The organism is Microbacterium saperdae, assembly GCF_006716345.1.
GTDB lineage: Bacteria > Actinomycetota > Actinomycetes > Actinomycetales > Microbacteriaceae > Microbacterium > Microbacterium saperdae.
Genome location: NZ_VFOX01000001.1, coordinates 2,181,151 through 2,197,706 on the forward strand (window position 1 = coordinate 2,181,151; position 16,556 = coordinate 2,197,706).

Below are 16,556 nucleotides of genomic sequence, written 5' to 3' on the forward strand. Positions count from 1 at the left end.
ACTAGGCGAACAGCTCGGCGCCGACGTACGATCCGGGCTCCGCGCCCCGGGGAATCGCCCAGATGCCGGATCCGACATGGCGGATGTACTCGTTCAGCAGGTCGGTCGACAGACGCCGCTGCAGCGTGATGAAGTGCGCCGGGTCCCGTTGATACGAGAGGAAGAAGAGCCCGGCGTCCAGGCGACCGAGGTCGTTGTTGCCGTCGACGTAGTTGTAGCCGCGGCGCAGGATCCGGATGCCGTCGTTCTGCTCCGGGTGGGCGAGTCGCACGTGGCTGTGCGCATCGATCGACGAGCCGCCGAAGTTCGGGGCCGTGAACTCGTCGCCTCCGGACAGCGGGGCGCCCACGCCCTTGTCGCGGCCGATGATCGTGTCCTGCTCCGCGAGACGCACACGGTCCCAGGTCTCGATCAGCATCGCGATCTTGCGGGCGACGAGATAGGACCCGCCGGCGAGCCAGCTCGGCTCGTCCGCGTCCGCCACCCAGACATGCGCGTCCAGCGCCTTGTGATCGTCGGCGAGGATGTTCGCGGTGCCGTCCTTGAATCCGAACAGATTGCGCGGGGTGGCCGCGGACGCCGTGGTGCGCGACGTCTTGCCGAACCCGAGCTGGGACCACCGCAGTCGCGCCCGTCCGAACGCGATCCGGCTGAGGTTGCGGATCGCGTGCACCGCGACCTGCGGATCATCCGCACACGCCTGGATGCAGAGGTCGCCGTGCGAGCCCTGCGGATCGAGGTCGTCGCCGAGGAAGGCGGGAAGTCTCTCCAGCCCCTTCGGGCGCCGCGCCGCGATACCGTACCGGTCGCCGTCTTCGTTCTCGAAGAGCCCGGGGCCGAAGCCGAAAGTGATGGTGAGGCCGGCCGCGGGAAGCCCCAGGGCTTCGCCGGTGTCCTCCGGCGGCTGTTCCGCCGGACCGCCGACCGCGCCCGTCGCGCTGACCTCAAGGCCCTGCGTCATGCGGGATGCCGCGTACGACCAGTCCTGCAGGAGCGAGATCAGGTCGTCGCGGTCGGTGCGCGGCATCATGTCGAATGACGCGAAGTGCAGATGATCCTGCACCGCGGTCGTGATGCCGGCCTGGTGGTCGCCGAAGAAGGCGTACGGGTTCTGCGCGTCCGCGGCGGCGCGCGCCCTTCCGAGCGCCACTCCCCCGGCGAGTCCGGCACCTGCTCCGACAGCGAGCCCCGCGACGCCGCCGCCGATCGCCAGGCCGAGCAGACCTCGCCGGCTCAGGCCGGTCGGAGCGGATGCCGCGGCCTGCTCCGCGTTCGACGCGTCGTCGGCTGCGGCATCCGTTCCTGGTTCTTTCACGTGGGTGATCGTATCCCGTCAGCTGATCAGTCGAGCACCGTGCCGGTGAGCTGCGACAGCGGCTCGGCCAGGGCGTTGATCAGGTCGGTGAACTCCCGCTTGTTCTCGTCGGTGAGCTCGGCGTAGCCGACGAAGCCGTCGGCCAGCGACCCGTGCGCCGCGAGCGAGGTCTCGAGTGCCGTGTAACCGTCCTCGATCTCGGCGACGAGCGCCTTGCCGTCGTCGCCCTGGGCGGCGGCGAAGTCCTGCACGAGCGAGAAGGCCATCTTCGAGCCTTCGACGTTCGCCGCGAAGTCGTAGAGGTCCGTGCCGGACCACCAGTCCTCCTCGCCGGAGATCTTGCCGGTCGCGACCTCGTCGAGAAGCGCGATTGCCCCGTTGGAGATGCCGCCGATGCCCTGGTCGTCGAGCGCCGTGGTGAAGTCGTCGGAGTGCACGTAGTCGTAGAGCTCCTGCACGTCGGCCAGGAGCAGGTCGCCGAAGTCGGCGCGCTCCTCCGGCGTCGACGGGGCCCAGTCCTGCCTGGCCGGCGTCTCGCCGTCCGCGTTCAGCGCGTCCTCCGCCGGAACCCACAGGTCCTTCTCGATGCGGTGGAAGCCGGTCCAGTCGAGTCCCTCGGCGACGGCGTCGACCTCTCGGTAGTCGATGCGCGGGTCGAGGTCGCCGAGCGCCTCGGCGACCGGCTCGATGCGCTCGTAGTAGGCGCGGGTCAGCGGGAAGAGCTCGCGGGCGGTCTCATCGTCCCCCGACTCGTAGGCGGCGACGAAGTCCTCGACCGCGGGAACGAGCTGGCCCACCTGATCCTTGACGAATGCAGCATAGAGATCGACGGCCTGCTGCTTCTGCTCGGCGTCCGGACCGTCGACGCTCACCCGATCTCCGGTGACCGTGAAGGACGCCTTGCCGACGCCTTCCCCGATCATGCCCGGCTTGCAGAGCGTGAAGTACTCACCCGGCTGCGCGACGACCGTGAGGGTGCGCGATGCCGCCGGTGCGATGTTCTCGACCTCGCCGACGATGCGCAGGCCGTCCTCCGCGAGCAGGTAGAACTCGGAGATCTGGTCGGTGTCGTTCGTCACGGCGAACGTGAGGGTTCCGCTGGTCGCCGTGGAGTCCGAGACGACGCAGTCGCCATCGGTCGACGAGACGTCGAAGGCGGCCGACGCATCGACGTCGCTCTTGGCGACACAACCGCTCAGGACGAGCGCCGCGGCTCCGGTCGCGGCGAGCGCGCCGAGGATCCGATGGGAGGTGGTCATGCTGCTCCTTGTTGTGAGAGAGAGGTCGCCGCTTCGTCACTCTAGTCCGCAGCGGGCTGCGGCTTCGGTGCACGACGCGAACGGAGACCGCGGATGTAGAACGATCCGACGAGGGTGATGTACAGGGCCCAAGCGACGACCTGCAACCAGGTCATCGCCGGCATGAAGCCGACCGTCGCCTGCAGGATCGCTGCGAGCGGTCCTCCCGGCGCGATGGACGCGGACACGTCGAAGGCCCACCCGAAGGGGAAGGCCGCCCATCCGATCGCGACGCCGCCGGTGACGGGATCGATCGGAGCGGCATCCGTGAACGGCCCGGGCAGCGCGCCCGCCTCCTGCAGATCCATGAACGCGTAAGCGAGCACCCCTGCGGCGACGATGACCAGGAAGCCGCCTGTCCAGGCGAAGAAGCGACGGAGATCGAGCGTGACCGCCCCACGGGAGATCAGCCAGCCGACCACGACGGCGGTGGCGAGGCCGAGAAGGGCTCCGAGGATCGCGGTGGGCGCATCGCCGAAGGACTGCACCATCGACCACAGCAGCAGGGTGGTCTCGATCCCCTCGCGCGCGACCGACACGAATCCGATCGCGACGAGCGCCCAGAGGCCTCCCGCCGTGAGGGCACGGTCGACGCCGCCTTCGAGGGTCGCCTTCATCGTGCGACCGGCGCGCTGCATCCAGAAGATCATCCACGTGACCATGGCGACCGCGAGGAGGGAGAGCCCCCCGCCGATGAGCTCCTGGGCCGTGAACGTCAGCTCGTACGCACCGAACGTGAGAATGGCGCCGATCCCGAGCGCGAGGACGATCGCGAGTCCGACACCGGCCCACAGCTTCGGAAGAGCCTCCTGGCGACCGAGCCGCCGGAGGTAGGCGACGAGGATGCCGACGACGAGGGCGGCTTCGAGGCCCTCGCGGAGGCCGATCAGGAAAGTGGCGAGCACGGAATGAAACTCTCTGCAGAACGATGAGGTAAGGCATCCCTTACCAACGAGACTTTAGCACCGCCGTTCAGCGCTTCGATACATCCGCCTCTCGGATCGGGGCCGCGCGACGCGGAGGTAACGCGGCGCAACACTCGGCCCCGCTCCGAGCAAGCGGATCTACCCTCGGGACATGGCTGAACTCTCGCTCCCCATCCTCGACCTCTCCCAGCTCGACAACGGCCCCGAGGCGGCCGCGCGATTCCGTGACGACCTGCGCGCCGCGACGCACGATGTCGGGTTCTTCTATCTGACCGGCACCGGCATCTCGCCCGAACTCGAGGCGCGTCTGCACCAGGCCGCTCTCGACTTCTTCGCGCTGCCGGAGGCGGACAAGCTCGCGATCGAGAACGTCAACAGCCCGCATTTCCGCGGCTACACCCGTGTCGGCGGCGAGCGCACGCAGGGCAAGGTCGACTGGCGCGAGCAGATCGACATCGGACCCGAGCGCGAGCCGATCGACGGCGGCCCGGCGTTCAACCGACTGGTGGGCCCGAACCTGTGGCCGGCCGCGCAGCCCGAGTTGCAGGACGTCGTCGCCGAGTGGCACGCCACGCTGTCCGACGTCGCCCGCAAGCTCCTGCGGGCCTGGGCCCAGACGCTCGGCGCCGACGAGACCTACTTCGACGAGCACTTCGGCGAGCCGTCGACGCTCATCAAGATCGTCCGTTACCCCGGTACCGACGCCCCCGAGCCCCAGCAGGGTGTCGGCGCCCACAAGGACTCCGGTGTCCTCACCCTCCTGTGGGTGGAGCCGGGCAAGGGCGGGCTCCAGGTCGAGCGCGACGGCGCGTGGGTGGACGCACCTCCGGTGCCCGGTGCCTTCGTCGTCAACATCGGCGAGCTCCTCGAGTACGCGACCGGCGGGTACCTGAAGGCGACGAACCACCGCGTCGTGTCGCCGAAGGCGCCGAACGAGCGCATCTCGATCCCGTTCTTCTTCAACCCGGCGCTCGACAAGCGACTTCCTCTGATCGAACTGCCCGAGGAGCTGGCTGCCGAGGCGAATGGCATCACCGAGGATCCGAGCAACCCGATCCACGCGCTCTACGGTGAGAACGCCCTGAAGTCGCGCCTGCGTGCGCACCCGGACGTCGCAGCGATCCACCACGCCGACCTCGTCGGTGCTTCCGCCTGAGGCGGAACCGGAGGCGCTCGGCTACCAGTCGAGCGCTTCCGCCAGCGCGTCGAGAATCGGCTCCCTGGCCTGATCGATGTGCGCGTATGCCTGGGCGGCCGCGACCTCTCCCCGCCCGGCGAGGATCGCCTCCAGCAGCTGGCGGTGCTCGATCGCGTGCTCCTGCTCCCTCGTCGCATGCGTCAGGGTGAAGATCCACTCCATGCGGCCCAGCATCGGGGACAGGCTCCTCTCGAGGATCCGGTTGCCGGACAGCCGCACGATCTCGAGGTGGAATGCCAGGTTCGACACCCCGGCCTCCGACGTCTCCCCCGGCGCCAACGCCCGTTCGAGGAGCTGCTCCAGGCGTTCGGCGCTCGCGATGCCGGCATGCACCCTGTTCGCCGCATGTCGGGTGGCATAGGGCTCGATGCAGAGGCGCGCATCGAAGAGCTCCTCGACGTCCGGCCGGGTGATGCGGGTGACGCTCGCGCCCCGGTTGCGCGACATCACGACGAACCCTTCGCCTGCCAGACGCTGCAGCGCCTGCCGCACGGGAACCCGTGACACCTCGAAACGCTCGGAGAGGTCACGCTCCTTCAACCAGGCACCGGGAGTGAGCTCCCCGTCGATGATGGTGCGCAGCAAGCCGCGATAGACGTGCTCCGCCAGTGCGGCGCCGTCTCCGGTCGCGCGGTCAGCGCTCATCACGAAACCTCTCCTCGCCTGCGACGGCCGATGGGAAAACCGGCGGGAAGAGATCGTCGAGGGATCCCTGCAGGTGATCGCGCCCAGTGTATGCGGCACGCATCTTCTCGAACAGCACCTGCGCGTCTGCCCGCACCGCGTCGAGGTCGATGCCCTCGATCCTGCCGTCACGCATGACCACACGGCCCGCCACCATCGTGAGACAGGCGTCGCGGGCGGTACCGCCCAGGACGAGCGTGCGCAGTGGATCCTCGACCGGCCCCATCCGCACGTCGTCCAGCCGGAACGCCGTGAGGTCGGCCTGTGCCCCGACCGCGATGCGACCCAGGTCGGGCCGATGCAGGGCGTGCGCGCCGCCGAGCGTCGCCGCCTCGACGTAGCCGCGCAGATCCCCCGCCGACAGGTCCCGGTTCTGCACCTTCGCGACGGAGACACCGGCGTCGATGCCGCGAATCAGATCGGGCGGGAACGAGTCGGTGCCGAGGGCGATGTTGAGGCCTGCGCCGCGGTAGCGCGCGAACGTCTCGAGTTCCGAGCCGTAACGCGCGTTCGTGAGCGGGCAGTGCACGATCGAGACGCCGGCGTCGACGAGTCGACCGAGATCACCCCGATCCTCACCGTGCACGCGCGGATTCACATCGAGGAAGACGCCGTGCGGCACGATCAGACGCTCGTTCAGCAACCCCTGCGCCTCGATCAGATCCAGCGGCGTGCAGCCGTGCTCGTCGAGGATGTGGTCGCGCTCGAAGTCCCCCTGCAGCGCATGCAGACGGACGAGTGCGCCCCGCTGCGTCGCCGCGGCGGCCGTCTCGGCGAGCAGCGAGGGCGTCAGCGTCTCGATGCGACACGGCAGGAACACCGGCGTCAGCAGCGGGTCCTCCAGGGCATCGATCTCGTCGAAGAACCCGATCGCGTCGGCCAGGCCGGCGCGACCCTCCTCCTCGGCGAAGCGGATGCCCCGCTCCCCTGCGTCCGTGATGACGTTGACGCCGGAGCGGTACGAGGGGCCGAGGAATCCGCGCAGACCGAGGCGCCGCGAGAACGCGGCCATCGCGCGCAGATCGTCGGCTGATTCCGCCCAGGCGGAGTGCACTTCCGAGGCGATCGGCATATAGCTCGTGATCCCGTGCAGCGCGAGCTGTACGAGTCCGATCTCCCGGATGCGCGCGCGCTCGGCATCGTCGAAGACGTGCGCACGGTGCGCGAAGTACTCCTCCGACCATTGCAGACGCCGCGCCTGTGCCGCCGACCCCCAGGAATCGAGGATGAGGTGATCGATGTCGGTCAAGGCGTCGAGGTCGATGAGGCCCGGCATGAGCAGGCTCTCTCCGAGGTCGATGCGGTCGTCGACCTCGCGCGGGGCGTCGACGGTGGGACCGGCATACGCGATCACACCGTCATCGACGAGGACCGCCCCGTCGCGCAGCTCGACGTGCGAGGCGCCGTCGAAGAGCAGGACGTGGTCAGCGGTGAGCAGTGTGCGCAAGAGAGCCTCAACGATCTCGAAGTGATTTGGTATCCAAAAATCTATCCGGCTGATCGATTCCGAACAACCTGCGAGACGGAAAATCAGGATTGGCCGCGAACATTGGTACTCCGATTACCTATTTGGTATTCCAAAAGCGATTCGCTGGTATACAATTCTGAGCACCCGCTGCCCCGACCATCAAGGAAGATCGTGACGGACACTCCGACGCTCCCCCCGAAGACCGAAGTCCTGGTCACTGCCCCGCCCGCGCTCGCGACCGGTCGATCACTGCTGGGGACGGCGTGGCTGCGCATCAAGCGGAGCCCCGTGGCCCTCGTCTCGTTCGGAGTCGTGGTCGCGATCGTGCTGTTCGCGCTGCTGGCGCCGGTACTCGTCGCGATCGAGGGGCAGGACCCCTACACGACGCACACCGGACCCGATGTCCTCGACAACTTCATGACGCCGGGCCTGCCTCTCCCCGCCTACATGTATCCCTCGGTGGAGCACTGGTTGGGCGTCGAGCCCGGTCTCGGTCGCGACATCTTCGCCCGCATCGCCTACGGCGCCCAGGTGTCGCTGCTGATCGCGCTGCTCTCGACCGTCGTCTCCGTCGTCCTCGGCACCGTGCTGGGCGCGGCCGCCGGCTACTTCGGCGGCAAGGTCGACATGGTGATCAGCCGCATCATCGACCTGTTCCTGGCGTTCCCGCACCTGCTGCTGGTGCTCTCCCTCACCCCGATCCTCCAGTCACGGCTGCGCGACACCGCGCTCGGTCAAGGGAGCTTCGTGCCGATCGCCTCGCTCGTGCTGATCCTCGGCTTCTTCGGCTGGGCCTATCTCGCACGCGTCGTCCGCGGGCAGGTGCTCAGCATCCGCGAGCAGGAGTACATCGAGGCGGCGAAGTCGTACGGCGCCTCGCACCGCACGATCATCTTCCGACAGGTGATCCCGAACGTGCTCGGCGTCGTCCTCGTCTACGGAACGATGATGATCCCGGCGAACATCTCCGCCGAAGCCGCGCTCTCCTTCCTCGGCGTCGGGGTCAAGGACCCCACCCCGTCCTGGGGCCAGATGCTGAACGCCGCACAGGCGGGCAACTGGTACCTCAGCGACCCGTGGTTCCTGATCGTCCCCGGCGTCGCCCTCATCATCACCGTGCTCGCGTTCAACCTCCTCGGCGACGCCGTGCGCGATGCGCTCGACCCGAAAGCGTCGCGCAGTTGAACCTCCCGCCCCGAACACCCACCCCCACCGAAAGAGAACGAGTCATGCGACACCGCAGTCCCCTGCTCGCCGCCGCGACCGTGGCCTTGGCCCTGGTCGTGACCGGCTGCACCAGCACCACCGCTCCGAACGGACAGAACCCGCCCTCCTCGTCGAACGACCCTTATGCGGCGCATATCGTGCAGCCGGGGTTCGAGGAGCCGGGCGGCAACGTCAACGTCCTGATGTCCAGCGACTTCATGACGCTCGACCCCGGCAACAGCAACTACGTCCAGACCGCGAACGTCGGGCAGCTCTACTACCGCACGCTCACGATGGCGAAGGAGACGGCAGGACAGCCGCCGACGATCGTCGCCGATCTCGCGACCGACACCGGCACCGCGTCAGAGGACGGGTTGACCTGGACCTACACGCTCAAGGACGGGCTCACGTACGAGGACGGCACCCCGATCACCTCGGCCGACATCAAGTACGGCGTGGCCCGCACGTTCGCACGAGACGTCTACACGCAGGCTCCTCAGGAGCTCAACTCCGCTCTCGACGCGGACACCTACAAGGGCCCCTACTCCGACGGAGAGCTCACCGCCGTCGAGACTCCGGACGACAAGACCATCGTGTTCCACCTGAAGCAGCCGAATCCGGACTTCGCGTCGCTGGTCTCCCGTTCGAACACGGCCCCTGTGCCCGAGGCGAAGGACACCAAGCTCGACTACACGAGCCACCCGATGTCGTCCGGTCCCTACATGATCGACAGCTACGACCGCGGACGCGAGCTGAAGCTCGTGCGCAACCCGCACTGGGATGCGGCGACCGATGAGAACCGCACCGCGCTGCCGGACACCTTCACCTTCTCCCTCTCCACCGCGCAGGCCACGATCAGCCAGCAGCTGATCTCCGACGCCGATCCGACCGCGATCACGCTCGACTCCAACGGCGCGCTGCAGGCTTCCGACACGGCTCGCCTGACCGACACGGCGATCGCGGACCGGACCGCCTCCGGTCTCCTCGGCTGCACGGACGTGCTGAACTTCAACACCGAGACGATCACCGACCCGGAGATCCGGCACGCACTCGCCCTCGCGATGGACCGCGCGGCGATCCAGGTGCAGTACGGCGGAGCGCGCTTCGGCAAGCTCACCAACTCCTACCTGAACGATGCACAGGTCGGCTACGTCGAGGAGACGACCGATCTCGACATCGACGGTGCCCCTCAGCTCGACGCGGCCAAGAAGCTCCTGGAGGGCAAGGACGTACCGGCCACGCTGACCTACGGCTACTCGAACGCGATCGACAGGTACAAGAACCTCGGCACCGTGCTCCAGCAGAACCTCAAGGACCTCGGCATCGACCTGCAGCTGGTCCCGATCCCTGCCGCGAACTACTACACCGTGCTCGCCAGCGACGAGATGCCCGACATCGCCCGCGCCGGATGGTGCGGCGGAGCGGCATCCGGCTCCACCCGCACCACGGTGGACCCCAACATCGGCCCGAGCCTGGACGGCACGACGTTCGGCTTCAGCAACATCTCGCGCTTCTACGACGACGAGCTCTCGGCCGAGATGTACGAGCTGCGCAACACGAACGGCACCTCGGAAGAGCTCAACACGCAGTGGGCCGAGCTGTACAACGAGGCCATGGAGTCGTACCCGATCGTGCCGCTGATCCGCACGTTCACCAACAGCGTGGTGGGATCCAAGATCCACAACGCGCAGGTGGGGTACTTCTTCGGGAGCATCGATCTGTCCGCCATCGGCGTCGAGCAGTAACGACCCGAACGACACCTCCGAAAGGACGGGGCCGACCCTCGCAGGTCGGCCCCGTACGGGACAGCAATGTTCGGATTCATCGTCCGCCGAGTGACCGCCGTGGTCATCCTCCTGCTCGTCGTCAGCTTCGTCACCTTCGCCCTGTTCCAGATCGGCCCCGCCGACCCCGCCGCCGCCGCCTGCGGGCAGGAGTGCACCCCCGAGCGCATCGAGCAGGCCCGCGTCGCACTCGGCATGGACCAGCCGTTCCTCGTGCAGTACTTCGCGTACCTGAGCGGCTTCTTCGGGGACCGCCTGATCGGCGCACCCGGTGCCGAGCAGGTGTGCGCCTGGCCGTGCCTGGGCAAATCGTTCCAGACCAACGAGAACGTCACCGACGTGATCGCCCGCGCCCTCCCCTACACGATCTCGATCGCGATCGGCGCCGTCGTGCTGTGGACCGTCGCCGGCGTCGGGCTCGGGCTCCTGGCCGCTCTGCGCAAAGGCCGTGCCACCGACAAGCTGATCGTCGGCGCCGCCTCCGTCGGCGTCTCCCTGCCCGTCCCCGTCACCGGGCTCCTCCTGCTGCTGATCTTCGTGAGCACCCTGCACTGGCTGCCGTTCACGAGCAATCAGATCTCGTCGCCGTTCGGCCCTGCGGGACCGGGCGCCTGGATCGCCAACTATCTCCTCCCCTGGGTGGCGCTGGCCATCCTGTTCAGCGCCCAGTACATCCGCATCACCCGCAACAACATGATCGAGACCTTCGGCGAGGACTTCATGCGCACCGCCAGAGCGAAGGGCCTCGGCCGCCGAGAGATCACCTTCACGCACGGCGTGCGCGCCGGGATCACGCCGATCATCACCATGCTGGGTCTCGACATCGGGGCTCTCCTGGGCGGCGCTGTCCTCACCGAGCAGATCTTCTCGGTCCCGGGACTCGGATTCACGGCGGTGCGCGCCGCCACCTCCGGAGACCTCCCGGTGACCATGTCGATCACCATGCTCGCCGCCTTCTTCATCATCACGGCGAATGTCATCGTCGACCTCGTCTACGCGAGCGTCGACCCGAGAGTGAGAGTCAACTGATGAGCACCCCGATTCTCGACATCCGCGATCTGCGGGTGACCTTCCCCACCGACGACGGCCTGGTGCAGGCGGTGAACGGCATGGACCTGATCGTGCAGCGCGGCGAGACCGTGGGCATCGTCGGCGAGTCCGGCTCCGGCAAGACCGTGACCAGTCAGACGCTCATGGGTCTGATGAAGGGCACCAGCGCCAGGGTGTCCGGTCAGATCCTGTTCGAGGGGACGGACCTCGTGCCCCTCAGCGAGCACGAGATGCGCCCCTACCGCGGCCGCAAGGTCGGCATGATCTTCCAGGACCCGCTCTCGGCGATGCATCCGTTCTACACCGTCGGCCGGCAGATCGCCGAGGCCTACCGCGTGCACAACAGGGTGAGCGCGAAAGCCGCGAAGGCGCAGGCGATCGAGATGCTCAACCGCGTCGGCATCCCCGATCCGGTCTCGCGGTACGACGCCTACCCGCACGAGTTCTCCGGCGGCATGCGGCAGCGGGCCATGATCGCGATGGCGCTGATCTGCGAACCCGAACTGCTGATCGCCGACGAACCCACCACTGCCCTCGACGTCACCGTGCAAGCGCAGATCCTCGACCTGATCTCCTCACTGCAGGCGGAGACGGGCTCTGCCGTCATCTTCGTCACGCACGACCTCGGCGTCGTGGCCGAGGTGTGCCAGCGCGTGGTCGTGATGTACGGAGGTCAGTGCGTGGAGGAGGCCGACGTGCGCGAGGCGTTCTTCCAGACCGCGCACCCCTACACCAAGGGGCTCCTCGCCTCGATGCCGTCGATGGCCGACGAGACGGGGCGCCTGATCCCGATTCCCGGGTTCCCTCCGTCGCTGCTCAACCTGCCGGGCGGGTGTCTGTTCGCCGATCGCTGCCCCGTGTCGCATCTCGTCTCGGATGACCGGTGCCGCACGGAGCGCCCTGCGCTGAGCGGCAGCGGGTCGCACCGCGCCCGGTGCCATCTGTCCGAAGGCGGGATCCCCCACGCCGCCGCACTGCAGGAGGTCGTCCGATGACAACCCCGCTCCTCAGCGTCGAGAACCTGAGCAAGCACTTCGCCGTCAGCAAGGGCTTCCTGCGGGGGACCTCGCACGTCAAGGCGGTCGACGGCGTCTCCTTCGATCTGCGACGCGGATCCACTCTGGGCCTCGTCGGCGAGTCCGGATGCGGCAAGTCGACGACCGGGCGACTGCTGATGCGCCTGCTCGCCCCCACATCGGGTCGCATCCTGCTGGACGGCACCGATGTCGCGGGCCTCCGCGGTGCCGATCTGCAGGACTTCCGGCGCCGAGTGCAGATGGTGTTCCAGAATCCGGCCTCCTCGCTCAACCCCCGCCAGAGCGTGGGTGCCGCGATCGCTGCACCGTTGCAGGCGCAGGGCATCCGCCCCCGGGAGGGGATGCGCACGCGCGTGGCCGGGCTCATGGACAGGGTCGGTCTCCGCCCCGAGCACTACAACCGCTTCCCCCATGAGTTCTCCGGCGGGCAGAAGCAGCGTGTGGGGATCGCCCGTGCGCTGGCATTGGAGCCCGACATCGTCATCTGCGACGAGCCCGTGTCGGCGCTCGACGTCTCGGTGCAGGCGCAGGTCATCAACCTGCTGCAGGACATCCAGGCCGACACCGGCATCTCCTACGTCTTCATCGCGCACGACCTGTCGGTCGTGAAGCATTTCGCCGACGAGGTCGCGGTGATGTACCTCGGCCGGATCATGGAGCACGGCACGCGTGATCAGGTGTTCGGAGCTCCCGTGCACCCGTACACCCAGTCCTTGCTGTCCTCCGTGCCGTCACCGGATCCCACGGCCGACCGCAGCCACCGCATCCGTCTGACCGGCGACCTCCCCCACCCGTCGAATCCGCCGACGGGGTGCGTGTTCCGCACCCGCTGCCCGCTGCTGCCTCTGCTGACAGACGATCAGCAACAGCAGTGCGCCGAGCGGATCCCCACGGGAGCTGCGGCATGCCATCACCACACCGAGGCCGGCGATCTCGCCACGCGACTCGACTCGCTCCACGAAAGGAAAGTCCATGCTGCTCTCTGACGTCCGTCCCTGGGGCACCGCCGCCTCCGATGTCCTGATCGCCGACGGGAAGATCGCCGAGGTGCGCCCGCATGTCCCGAACAGTGCGCCGTCGCCCGGCGATGTCGACGGTCGTGGACGACTGCTGCTGCCGTCCTTCAGCGATGTGCACGTGCATCTCGACTCCACCCGGATCGGTCTCCCGTTCCGCGAGCACACCGGCGCTCCCGGCGTCTGGGGCATGATGATGAACGATCGCCGCAACTGGCGCGATGCCGAGATCGACCTGCCCACCCGGGTCGCCGGCACTCTCGAGCAGATGATCGCCCGCGGTACGACGCGTGTGCGCTCCTACGCCCAGGTCGACGTGGACTGCAAGCTGGAGAAGTTCGACGCCGTCGTCGCCGCCAAGGAGAAGTTCGCCGGCCACGCCGACGTGCAGATCATGACTTTCCCGCAGGCGGGCATCCTGCGTGAGGAGGGCACCGTCGAGTATCTCGAGGAGTCGCTCAAGCAGGGCGCCGATGTGATGGGCGGCATCGACCCGTCGCAGCTCGACCGCGACCCCGCGCGACACCTGGACATCGTGTTCGGGCTGGCGGAGAAGTATCAGGTCGAGATCGACATCCACCTGCATGAGCCCGGCGAGCTGGGGGTGTTCAGCACCGACCTCGTGATCGAGCGGACGCGCGCGCTGGGGATGCAGGGCAAGGTGACGATGTCGCACGCGTACGACCTCGGCTCCGTGAACGAGGCCACCAGCCGTCGGCTGATCGAGACCTTCGCCGAACTCGACATCGCGATGGCGACGGTCGCTCCGTCCACCAGCAACCAGCTCTCCCTGGTGCAGCTCGTCGAGGCGGGCGTGCGCATCGGACTCGGTGAGGACGGACAGCGCGACTACTGGAGCCCGTACGGGAACGCGGACATGCTCGACCGCACCTGGCAGCTCGCGTTCACGAACGGCTTCCGCCGTGATGATCACGTCGAGCTCGCCCTCGCCGTCGCCACCATGGGAGGGGCGAGCATCATGTCGCATGCGACTCCGCGTCCGCGTGGCATCGGCGACCGTCCCGGGCTCGCGCCGGGCGACCGCGCCGACCTCGTGCTCGTAAACGGAGAAACGCCGACCAGCGCCGTCATGGACCGTGGGACCGACCGCACGGTGCTCCATGACGGTCGTGTGGTTGCCGATGGCCTTCGTGTCCTCGCGCTCTGAACCGAGCAGCGCGAAGGTCCAGGAGCGGGCGATCGGGCTCGGGGCGGCACTGCTGGTCGGGCTCAATCTGCGACCGGCGATCACCTCGGTCGCGTCACTGCTCGAGCCGACGGGCGCCTGGTTCGCCCTGAACCCGGTGCAGCTCAGCATGCTCGCCACGCTGCCCGTGATCGCGTTCGGTGTCACCGCGCCGCTCGGCCCGCTGCTCGCGCGCAGACTCGGGGTCGTGCGCACCCTGGCCTGGGCGATGGGGGCGCTCGCGGCCGCGCTGGTGCTGCGCGCCATGGTCCCCGGTGGACTGCTCGTCGGCACGTTCCTGGAGGGCGCGGCGATCATGGCCGCCGGCACACTCCTGCCGCCCTATCTCAAATCACTGGGCGCGGGAGGACTGTGGATCGGTCTGAGCAGCATGTCCTTCAGCGCGGGAGCCGCCCTCGGCGCCGGGTTCACGGTTCCTCTCAGCCACACCGCGGGCGGACCGCCGATCGCCCTCGCCCTGTGGGCCCTGCCTGCGCTGCTGGCTCTGGCGGCGATGCTCAGAGTCGCGCTGCGGTCGCGAGCCCCCGTGCACTCCGGAGAGCGGATGCAGCTCACCCGTGCGACCCTGCCCACCGTCGCACTGATCACCGTCATGTTCGGACTCCAGGCCATGCTGTTCTTCGCCGTCGCCGCCTGGCTGCCCCGACTGCTCGGCGACCGCGGCGTCGATGCCGCGACGGCCGGCTGGCTCCTCGCGCTCGCGAGCATCGCGGGACTCATCCCGACGCTGCTCGCACCGATGCTCGCGCGGCGCCGCCGGGCGCTGCTGTGGTTCGGGCCGGGGCTGGGTGTCGTCATGCTGATCGCCTTCGTCTGGCTGGCCTCCGGCGACACCTCGTATGTCGCGATCACACTCGTGCTCGGCGCTGTGCAGGGAGCGACCTTCGGACTGTCGCTCAGCCTGATCGTCAGCCAGTCCGCCGACGAGGCCTCTGCGGGGATGCTCTCCGCCGTGTCCCAGGGCGTCGGCTACGCGTTCGCGGGCGCGGGGAGCCTCCTGGTCGGCGTCCTGCACGACGCCACTGGCGATTGGACCGCGGGGCTGCTGTTCATGATCGTCTCAGCGGCGGTGCTGAGCGTCGTCGTCGCTCTCGTGATCCGGCGACCGCCCGTCGATCTGCGCGCCGGCTCACGCGTGCGCGTCTGACGCCCAGCGCAACTGTCCTCCACCGAGCTCGACGATCTCCCGCAGTGCGCCGAGATGGCCGGTGAAGGCACGCTGGCCGGCATCCGTCGAGCGGATCCAGGTGCGCGGTCTGCTGCCCACGTATCCCTTCCTGGTCGACACGTACCCGGCGTCCTGCAGGTGCGCGATCGCCTTGCTGAGCACGGAATCGTTCGCCTGGAGGACTCCGGCGAGGGTCGCGAAGTCGAGCTCGACCCCGTCCCCCAACGACGCGAGGATCGAGAAGCGGATCGGCGTGGAGAAGTTGTCATCGAGGCGCGTGCGCGGGTGCCTGCCGTCCGCCCCGGAGGCGATGTCAGGCATGTCTGTCCGCCTTCGGCGACGACGGCACGAGCGCGACGAGCACGGCCAGGAGGACGAGGGCCGCAGCGACCAGCACGAAGACGAGCGGGTCCGCGTGAGCGGTCGATGAGAGCACCACGCTGACCGCCAGGGCGACCAGACCCACGGCGAGCATCAGGAACTGCGGCCACCGCCAGACCTCACCCAGGTACGCCAGGCCCCAGTCTGTTCCGCTGCCGATGCTGGCCACGACGAGGGAGATGGCGGCCAGCACGGTGACCAGCGACGTGAGCAGGGCGTCTCCGTACGCGGCGGTGACGATCATGATCCCGAGCAGGACACCGAAGGCCAAGGTCGTCCCCCGCGCGGGCCACACGAAGGGCGGGCGCTCACGGCGGGTTCCTCGAGGGGCGCCACGCGCCAGCCACAGCTGACACGCACCGATGCCGACGAGCACGAGAACTCCGAGGGCGGCAGGGGCGAGGACCACGCCGAGCGGGAGCGCGTTCTCGGTGACCAGACTCATTCCGAATGTCGCGACGATCGCCACGCAGGCGATCACGACCGCGGTGTAGTACAGCCCGCGCCAGCGCGTGAATCGCCGCTGACCCCCGAACCGCTCTGTCAGCCCGGACAGCACTTGGATCGCCATCACGAAGCCCAGGAGAAGCAACATCGAGGCCGTGGTCTCCGCGCCACGGGAGGCGACGGTCGTGCAGCCCACGAACCCCGCCAACAGGACTCCCTGAGCGATCGTGACCCAGCCCTGAGCCCGCAGGTTCACCCGGTCATCGCGGCGCTCGATCACGCGATCGACCTCATCGAGGTACAGCCGTGCGATCTCCGGCGATGGCGGATCCAGCGGCGCGGCACCTCGCATCGGTTTCTGCTCCATGACG

Annotated in this window: 15 protein-coding genes; 8 read left to right on the forward strand and 7 right to left on the reverse strand. The window is 68.4% G+C overall.

Annotation, left to right across the window (positions count from 1 at the left end):
* Position 1: 1 nt before the first annotated feature.
* Genes efeB through efeU form a run of 3 tightly spaced genes read right to left on the reverse strand, consistent with a single transcriptional unit; the run spans position 2 to position 3,518 of the window.
* A complete protein-coding gene (efeB, locus tag FB560_RS10450) occupies positions 2 to 1,315 on the reverse strand; it encodes an iron uptake transporter deferrochelatase/peroxidase subunit (protein ID WP_141872299.1) in 1,314 nt (437 codons plus the stop codon).
* Between the two features lie 26 nt (positions 1,316 to 1,341).
* Positions 1,342 to 2,574: an iron uptake system protein EfeO gene (gene efeO, locus FB560_RS10455; RefSeq protein WP_141872300.1), complete on the reverse strand. Its 1,233-nt coding sequence runs from the start codon at positions 2,572 to 2,574 to the stop codon at positions 1,342 to 1,344.
* A gap of 41 nt (positions 2,575 to 2,615) precedes the next feature.
* Positions 2,616 to 3,518, reverse strand: a complete 903-nt coding sequence (gene efeU / locus FB560_RS10460) for an iron uptake transporter permease EfeU (protein ID WP_141872301.1) — start codon at positions 3,516 to 3,518, stop codon at positions 2,616 to 2,618.
* Positions 3,519 to 3,690: 172 nt separating this feature from the next.
* On the opposite strand from efeU, the gene FB560_RS10465 reads away from it, so the two are divergent.
* Positions 3,691 to 4,695, forward strand: a complete 1,005-nt coding sequence (locus FB560_RS10465; RefSeq protein WP_141872302.1) for an isopenicillin N synthase family dioxygenase — start codon at positions 3,691 to 3,693, stop codon at positions 4,693 to 4,695.
* A gap of 21 nt (positions 4,696 to 4,716) precedes the next feature.
* Here FB560_RS10465 and FB560_RS10470 read toward each other — a convergent pair whose 3' ends face one another.
* Positions 4,717 to 5,382 (reverse strand): GntR family transcriptional regulator, encoded by a 666-nt coding sequence (locus tag FB560_RS10470; RefSeq protein WP_141872303.1) that lies wholly within the window; start codon positions 5,380 to 5,382, stop codon positions 4,717 to 4,719.
* Entirely contained in the window at positions 5,372 to 6,868 is a 1,497-nt protein-coding gene (locus FB560_RS10475) for a chlorohydrolase family protein (RefSeq protein WP_141872304.1), read from the reverse strand. The genes FB560_RS10470 and FB560_RS10475 overlap by 11 nt, the downstream gene beginning before the upstream one ends.
* Before the next feature lie 192 nt (positions 6,869 to 7,060).
* Here FB560_RS10475 and FB560_RS10480 point away from each other — a divergent pair, with 192 nt between their 5' ends.
* From FB560_RS10480 to FB560_RS10510, 7 genes are all read left to right on the forward strand, one after another.
* Positions 7,061 to 8,074 (forward strand): ABC transporter permease, encoded by a 1,014-nt coding sequence (locus FB560_RS10480; RefSeq protein ID WP_229673128.1) that lies wholly within the window; start codon positions 7,061 to 7,063, stop codon positions 8,072 to 8,074.
* Positions 8,075 to 8,118: 44 nt separating this feature from the next.
* Positions 8,119 to 9,840, forward strand: a complete 1,722-nt coding sequence (locus FB560_RS10485) for an ABC transporter substrate-binding protein (RefSeq protein ID WP_141872305.1) — start codon at positions 8,119 to 8,121, stop codon at positions 9,838 to 9,840.
* 66 nt (positions 9,841 to 9,906) lie between these two features.
* Entirely contained in the window at positions 9,907 to 10,908 is a 1,002-nt protein-coding gene (locus FB560_RS10490; protein ID WP_141872306.1) for an ABC transporter permease, read from the forward strand.
* Entirely contained in the window at positions 10,908 to 11,924 is a 1,017-nt protein-coding gene (locus tag FB560_RS20950; RefSeq protein ID WP_141872307.1) for an ABC transporter ATP-binding protein, read from the forward strand. The genes FB560_RS10490 and FB560_RS20950 overlap by 1 nt, the downstream gene beginning before the upstream one ends.
* Positions 11,921 to 12,952, forward strand: a complete 1,032-nt coding sequence (locus FB560_RS20955; protein WP_141872308.1) for an ABC transporter ATP-binding protein — start codon at positions 11,921 to 11,923, stop codon at positions 12,950 to 12,952. Before FB560_RS20950 ends, FB560_RS20955 begins: the two co-directional genes overlap by 4 nt.
* Positions 12,939 to 14,150, forward strand: a complete 1,212-nt coding sequence (locus FB560_RS10505) for an amidohydrolase family protein (RefSeq protein WP_141872309.1) — start codon at positions 12,939 to 12,941, stop codon at positions 14,148 to 14,150. Before FB560_RS20955 ends, FB560_RS10505 begins: the two co-directional genes overlap by 14 nt.
* The gene (locus FB560_RS10510; RefSeq protein WP_141872310.1) at positions 14,104 to 15,336 is read left to right on the forward strand and encodes an MFS transporter; all 1,233 of its coding nucleotides are present in this window, start codon (positions 14,104 to 14,106) and stop codon (positions 15,334 to 15,336) included. The genes FB560_RS10505 and FB560_RS10510 overlap by 47 nt, the downstream gene beginning before the upstream one ends.
* On the opposite strand, the gene FB560_RS10515 is transcribed toward FB560_RS10510, so the two are convergent.
* Positions 15,319 to 15,678 (reverse strand): transcriptional regulator, encoded by a 360-nt coding sequence (locus tag FB560_RS10515; RefSeq protein ID WP_141872311.1) that lies wholly within the window; start codon positions 15,676 to 15,678, stop codon positions 15,319 to 15,321. The two genes, FB560_RS10510 and FB560_RS10515, sit on opposite strands and share 18 nt — an antisense overlap.
* Positions 15,671 to 16,552: a hypothetical protein gene (locus FB560_RS10520; protein WP_141872312.1), complete on the reverse strand. Its 882-nt coding sequence runs from the start codon at positions 16,550 to 16,552 to the stop codon at positions 15,671 to 15,673. Before FB560_RS10520 ends, FB560_RS10515 begins: the two co-directional genes overlap by 8 nt.
* Positions 16,553 to 16,556 lie beyond the last annotated feature (4 nt).